We start from the raw sequence: 4,331 nt of genomic DNA on the forward strand, positions 1-4,331 counted from the left end.
TCTTCGTTGATGCCGGCGAGGAAATGGTGCCAGTCGTCTTCTTGCGTGTCAATGCGCAGTTTGTAGTTGCCGCTGTAGCAAAGTGCCGCACCGATGACGCGTCCCGTGTTCTCCTGCGGTTTACCGTCGAGCGAGAACATCACTTCCGCGTGTGCCGATTGGGAATTGCGTACCCCGTCCGTGTTTTTGATGACTTTCATACCCGGTTGCAACGCTTCCTGGCAGAGTTGTCCTTCGTTTGCCCAGGCACCGGAAAGATGTGCCAGCCAGACATTGCCACGGCGGACAGGCAAGTAGGCGGAAGCGAACTGCTGAAGTTGGACAGGCTTCTTCTCTTCGTGACGGATTTCAGTCCATGTTTCGATGACATCCGCATCCTGCCATGCTTTGTAGCAGATGTTGACGAAGAAAGGATACACTTTGTCTTTCAGTTCTATCACCGTCAAAGTGGCATTTTCTTCTGTAAGGCGTGTTTCTTTTACGCCTGCTACTGCCATTTGAAGTGTCAGGTTGCCGTCGGCATGGCGGACGGACAATGTCGTTTCGCATGGATACCCCATTCCGTAGACGGGATAAGCATTTCTCCCGCGTGCCGTTTCGCAAATGCTTCGGATATCCGCATCGGAGGTGCGTGAGCCGTAATACAGTTGTTTCGGTGTACCGCCGTTTGGTGCCGAGAGGAGCAACTGTGTATGGGGAGTGGATATGGTGACATTCTGCGCTGGCAGAAGTGTAGACAACAGCCAGACGGAAATTAGGAAAAACAGATTTCTTTTATTTATAATTGTCATAATAGCAAATTATGCATTTTAATGTCTACTAACGGGAATTTTTTGCAGGAAGCGGATTATCCAGGCAACGGCAAACTTCACTGTTGACTTTCTGTAATGCATCCGCGTTCATTTTCACTACTTTGCGGTCGTAGGTCATCAGTCCGTTGATTTCCGATTCTACATCGGTTGTTTGGGTATATACGGCACCGCATAGTCCCAATGCAGACAGTTCCTTGAGGCGGTTGGCATACTTCAGGTACTCTTCCGTTGCTTCTTCTTTGCCTTTCAGGTCGCCGTATCCCCAGTTGCGGTCTTCGTTCCACAGATGTCCTTTCAGCGCCATGCCGATTCCGCCGAACTCACCGATTACATTCACCCGGTCGGCATCAAAGAGGAACATGACGGGTTCCGGATAACTGTGCAGGTCGAGAATATCCCCGCAAGGGAAATAATTGCCGCCACTGGCGGGATTCACCGGGCGCGTCGGGTCATATTTCTTGGTCCAGTCAGCTATTTCTACGGATTTGAATTGTCCCATCGCTTCGTTGAACGGTGTCCATACGCCAATGCAGGGATAAGAATAGAGACAGTCCATCACCTCTTTCCACTCTTTCCGGTAGACAGCTTCCGATTCCGAAGTACGTACCATCTCCGGACCATAGTAGAATTGCTTGTATTGCCAGTCCTGATTCTTGTCGCCGTTAGGCATATCCTGCCATACCATCATTCCCAGACGGTCGCAATGCGCATACCAACGTGCCGGTTCCACTTTCAGGTGCTTGCGTATCATGTTGAATCCGAGTTCCTTGGTCTTTTCGATATCGTAGCACAAGGCTTCGTCCGTCGGTGCTGTATACAGTCCGTCGGGCCACCAGCCCTGGTCGAGCGGACCGAAGTGGAAGATGTCTTTGTTGTTCAGTTGCAGGCGCATGTACCCTTTCTCGTCTCTTCGCGTGGAGAATTTCCGCATGGCGGTGTAGCTTTTCACTTTGTCCTGCAATTTGCCGTCGGCATAGAATGAGATTTCCAAGTCATAAAGCGAAGGAGAGTCCGGAGACCATAGTTTGCAATCTGCCGGCATCGGTATTTCTACGGAAGTATGGTTCAATGCACTGCCGGATGCGATGACTTTGTTGCCGTCGAGCACTTTCACTTCTATCCGGTCGTTGGCTTTGGGGTTGTTCACCGTTGTTTCCACCGTCAGTTTGCCGCCGTCTATGTCGGGAGTCGTCCGGATGTTTTCTATGGCACGTTCGGGGACAGGTTCCAGCCATACGGTCTGCCAGATGCCGCTCACCGGTGTATACCAGATATGTCCGGGGTTGCTTACCTGCTTGCCGCGTGCCTGTTTGCCTTTGTCCGTCGGGTCCCATACCCGCACCACTACTTCATTGTCTCCTTTTTTCAGCGCTTGTGTGATGTCGAATGCAAAAGGAGTGAATCCGCCGCAGTGTTCACCGAGTTTGGTTCCGTTCACCCATACAGTGGTTTTCCAGTCTACCGCTCCGAAATTCAGCAATACCCGTTGTCCTTTCCAGTGGGAAGGCACGGAAAAGGTGCGCCGATACCATAACTCGTTGTTCTCTCCCAATTCTTTTCCTACACCGGAAAGTGCGGATTCTACGGCGAAGGGTACCAGAATCTCACCGTCATACGTCTTCGGCATTGCTTTGCCCGACGGAAGAATGGCATACTGCCAAAGTCCGTTCAGGTTTACCCACTCCGTACGTTCCATCAAAGGACGCGGGTATTCGGGTAATACATTACTTACGTCTACTTGTGCTGCCCATTCTGTAACGATTCTGTTACCGGCAGGTTTCCATTGGGCATAAGAGCCGGTGCAACACACCCACATGATTAACACCCCATAGATGTACGAATACTTCGCCATCTCTTTCATTACTATTTTCATATAGAACAATATTTATATGTTTCTTAAATTGTTTTTCATGTTCACTTTGCAAAAGTGTTAAATCTCCGGATGAATAAAGGCTAAAATTTTGCCTATTAAGGCTAAAATTCTGCCTGCAAGGAATAAAATCCTGTTAGAATGCGGATATTTGCTTTTTTTATATTTCCTTTGTCGCAGTTTTTAGCCTTAAAGTTCATTTCTTATGATACGTCTTATACATATTGTGGGGATATTGGCTTGTTTGTTCTGTAACTTCTCCTGCCAGCATAAAGCAACAACATCTCACGCATCGGGAACCATAGATTCCGCTTCCTGTTATACGAATCCGCTTTTGTCGATTGGCGGTCCGGCTTTTGGTGCCCTGTTCCATAACGGTATGTATTATTACATTCGCGGAGTGGATGATAAAATCTGTTTGTGGGCATTGAAAGACATTACTGAAATAACGCATGAACCTACCAAAACGATATGGCCGGTGGACGACAGTCAATCTTATTCTCATATTTGGGACCCACAGATACATTATATCAATGGAAAATGGTATGTGTATTTTAGCATGGACGACGGCGATTCGGACAACCGCCAGTTGCATGTACTGGAAAATGCTTCCCCCGACCCGTTGGAAGGAGAATTTGTATTGAAAGGCAAAATTTCTACCGATCCTCACAATAATCTTGCTATTTACGGGCATCCGTTTGTACATAAAGGCAAACTGTATTTGCTTTGGAGCGGCTGGAAAAACAAGCGTATCTTTGAGGAAATGCAATGCTTGTATATTGCCGAAATGTCCGACCCGTGGACGTTGGCATCCGAACGTGTCCTGATATCTGAACCCAAGTATGAATGGGAATGCCAATGGGTGGGAACTGATGGGAATAAAGCTGCCTATCCGGTCTACGTCAACGAGATGCCTTTTCTTTTTCATTCCCGCGATAAAGACAAACTTCTTGTTTATTATTCCGCTAGTGCCAACTGGACTCCCTATCACTGCATAGGATTATTAGTTGCTAATGCCGACAGCGACCCACTTTCTCCGGCTTCATGGACTAAATTGTCTGAACCGGTTTTCAGGCAATCGCCCGAAAATAACGCATACGCTCCCGGCAATATATGTTTTGTCCCTTCGCCGGATTATAAAGAGTGGTATATGCTTTATTTGGTGCGTAATTCACTTCATGATATGCTTATGGTGGATAGCCGTTCTTTACGGATGCAACCCATCGGTTGGGATGAAGAAGGTCTGCCTTTGCTGGGCAAACCGGCAAAAGAAGGAGAAGTGTTTCGTAAGCCTTCCGGACTTTAGAATAAAAAAGAAGTTCTGCACGTGTCCAGCGAGTGAATCAGCCGACATACGTGCAGAACTTTTATTGAAAACTGAAAAACGGATATTACTTGTATTTCTTCACTCGCTCATCGTCTATCACACCCTTCCAGTTCAGTCCATATGTATAATCGTACACATGACCGTCGGCATCGTGATAACAACGCATATCATGTGGAGTATCCTCCGCCTGCTCCTCTACCGTGCGCATGTCTGCAGGCATTTGGAAAGGCAGTAAGGCGGAAGGTTCCGCTTTTCCTGCCATCAGGTCGAGAATCGTCTGACGCTGTACGTCGAACAACAAGAACAATGCATCGGCATAAGG

At 47.9% G+C, this 4,331-nt stretch carries 3 protein-coding genes and 1 pseudogene; 1 reads left to right on the top strand and 3 read right to left on the bottom strand.

Annotated features, from left to right (window positions below):
* Positions 1–791: glycoside hydrolase family 36 N-terminal domain-containing protein (locus DW173_RS23400; RefSeq protein ID WP_305000438.1), on the bottom strand; the 791-nt coding region annotated here is incomplete at its 3' end.
* Between the two features lie 28 nt (positions 792–819).
* Positions 820–2,628, bottom strand: coding sequence for a glycoside hydrolase family 2 protein (locus DW173_RS23405; RefSeq protein ID WP_232305862.1), 1,809 nt, complete (start codon positions 2,626–2,628; stop codon positions 820–822).
* Between the two features lie 259 nt (positions 2,629–2,887).
* Here DW173_RS23405 and DW173_RS23410 point away from each other — a divergent pair, with 259 nt between their 5' ends.
* Entirely contained in the window at positions 2,888–3,988 is a 1,101-nt protein-coding gene (locus tag DW173_RS23410; RefSeq protein WP_008026461.1) for a family 43 glycosylhydrolase, read from the top strand.
* An 85-nt stretch (positions 3,989–4,073) separates the two neighbouring features.
* Here DW173_RS23410 and DW173_RS23880 read toward each other — a convergent pair.
* Positions 4,074–4,331: pseudogene (locus tag DW173_RS23880) on the bottom strand (glycoside hydrolase family 3 protein); the annotation flags it as partial.

It is taken from the genome of Bacteroides sp. AM16-13, from assembly GCF_003602705.1.
Classification (GTDB): domain Bacteria; phylum Bacteroidota; class Bacteroidia; order Bacteroidales; family Bacteroidaceae; genus Bacteroides; species Bacteroides xylanisolvens.